The following is a 739-nucleotide window of genomic DNA, read 5'->3' on the forward strand; positions in this document are numbered from 1 at the left end:
CGATAGGCGCTGCCGTTATCGCTCATGACCCGTTCGACGCGGACGCCGTTCCGGGCGAACCAGTCGAGCGCCCGGGTCATGAAGGCGCAGGCGGAGGCTTTCTTCTCGTCGGGCAGGACTTCGGTGTAGGCCAGGCGCGAGGCGTCGTCGATCGCCACGTGCAGCGCTTCCCAGCCGGTGCCGCGCTTGCTGCTCTGGCCGCGCTGCCGTCGATCCGGCCGAGCTTCTTGGTATCGATATGGATCAGCTCGCCTGGCCGTGCCCGCTCGTAGCGGATCGCCGGCGGGGGCGCGTCGAGCGCCTTCAGCCGGCCGAGCCCGAGGCGGCGCAGCACGGCGCCCACGGTCGAGCGCGGCATGCCGAGCCGGTGGGCGATCTGCGGGCCAGTCATCCGCTCGCGCCGCAGCCGCTCGATCTCGGCGACGCGCGCCGCCGGCACCGGTGCGCGATATCGAGCGGGCGCCGAGCTCCTGTCCTGGAGCATCCGCACGCCGCCCGCCCGATATCGCCCCAGCCAGTGATAAGCCCGCCGCGCCGAAAGCCCGGCCGCATCCGCCGCCGCAGCCACCGTCCAGCCTTCCTCCTCAATCCGGCAAACCATCAGGGATCGACCTTGCGGCGTCAGCCGTGCATTCTTGTGAATGTTCATCCAGGGCTCCAGGAACGTGCGCTTCGGTGTGGTAACCACAGCTTCACTGCCCGGACCTGGATGAACAACCTTCATAGCTTCGACATCTAG

The 739-nt window shown here is 69.1% G+C and carries 1 protein-coding gene; it reads right to left on the reverse strand.

The window, feature by feature from the left end; translation table 11 throughout:
* Positions 1-76 precede the first annotated feature (76 nt).
* On the reverse strand, positions 77-739 hold a 663-nt coding region (locus IEY58_RS34140), incomplete at its 5' end, for a leucine zipper domain-containing protein (RefSeq protein WP_229744180.1).

Source organism: Aliidongia dinghuensis (assembly GCF_014643535.1).
GTDB classification, from domain to species: Bacteria; Pseudomonadota; Alphaproteobacteria; order ATCC43930; family CGMCC-115725; genus Aliidongia; species Aliidongia dinghuensis.